The 1,310-nt window shown below is 71.4% G+C and carries 1 protein-coding gene; it reads right to left on the reverse strand.

Annotation, left to right across the window (positions count from 1 at the left end):
- Nucleotides 1-83 precede the first annotated feature (83 nt).
- Nucleotides 84-941 carry a fumarylacetoacetate hydrolase family protein gene (locus EF918_RS35825; RefSeq protein WP_125652990.1) on the reverse strand — a complete coding sequence of 286 codons (858 nt, stop codon included), beginning with the start codon at nucleotides 939-941 and terminating at the stop codon, nucleotides 84-86.
- Nucleotides 942-1,310 lie beyond the last annotated feature (369 nt).

Raw genomic sequence — 1,310 nt, forward strand, 5'->3', positions numbered from 1 at the left:
GTCGAGGTGGAGGTGTCCGGGCTCGGCAGGCAGCGGCAGGAGTTCAAGAACGCCTAGCGGGGGTGCCGCGTGCGGCGCCCCCGCTAGGCGTTCTTGAACTCCTGCCGCTGCCTGCCGAGCCCGGACACCTCCACCTCGACCACGTCCCCGGCCCGCAGGAACGGCTTCGGCTCCGGCCGGCCCATCGCGACGCCGGCCGGGGTGCCGGTGACGATCACGTCGCCGGGGTACAGCGTCATGAACTGGCTCAGGTACCGCACGACCTCGCCGACCGGGAAGATCTGGTCGGAGGTCGAGCCGTCCTGCTTCAGCTCACCGTTGACCCACAGCTTCACGTCGAGGACCTGCGGGTCCGGGATCTCGTCCGCCGTGACCAGCCAGGGGCCGATCGGGGTGAAGGTCTCGCAGTTCTTGCCCTTGTCCCAGGTGCCGCCGCGCTCGATCTGGAACTCCCGTTCCGACACGTCGTTCACCAGGACGTACCCGCCGACATGGGAGAGCCCCTCCTCGGCGGAGCCCAGGTAACGCGCGGTGCTGCCGATGACGACCCCGAGCTCGGCCTCCCAGTCGGTCTTCACGCTGCCGCGCGGGATCAGCACGGTGTCGTCGGGGCCGACCACGGTGTCGGGGGCTTTGAGGAACATGATCGGCTCCTCGGGTATCGCGGCGCCCACCTCGGCGGCGTGCCCGTGGTAGTTCAGGCCGATGCCGACCACCTTCCCGATCCGGCCGACCGGCGCACCGATCCGCAGCCCTTCCGCATCCAGAACCGGAAGCTGCCCCGACTCCGCCGCTTCCCGTACGCGGGCCAGCTCGGACTCCTCGGCCAGGAACGCGCCGTTCACATCCGTGATCAGGCCCGAGAGGTCCCGGAGCACCCCGTCCCGGTCGAGCAGGGCAGGCCGCTCGGCCCCTACGGGTCCGACTCGCAGCAGCTTCATGGGCATTCTCCCGTTGGTCGAGGGTGGTCGGCCCGCGGGTATGCCCCGGGCCGGACGATGGGTTGCGGCCATCGGAGGATTGGCTGATCCTCCAAGAAACCGGAACAATCCGCAAGACCGTGTTCACGGACTGGAACACTCACTTCCGACCCTGGCCCCGGTCCTGCCGGAGCACTCCGACCGACCGGATCACCCCGCCCGACCGGCACGGCCTGACCGACGGACGCAGTCTGACCGGCCGGCACAGCCTGACCGACGCACCCCGACCGGCCAGCACGGCCTGACCGGCCGACCTGCCGGACCGCCCAGCGGCGCCACGGCACGGCACGGCCGGGCCCGGCTGGGCGGGCCGGCCGGGCAGGGCGGGGC

It is taken from the genome of Streptomyces sp. WAC06614, from assembly GCF_003949795.1.
Classification (GTDB): domain Bacteria; phylum Actinomycetota; class Actinomycetes; order Streptomycetales; family Streptomycetaceae; genus Streptomyces.

Bases quoted from the DNA above. Each gene is read 5' to 3' on its own strand.
- EF918_RS35825 (WP_125652990.1), bottom strand. From the start codon at position 941: ATGAAGCTGCTGCGAGTCGGACCCGTAGGGGCCGAGCGGCCTGCCCTG.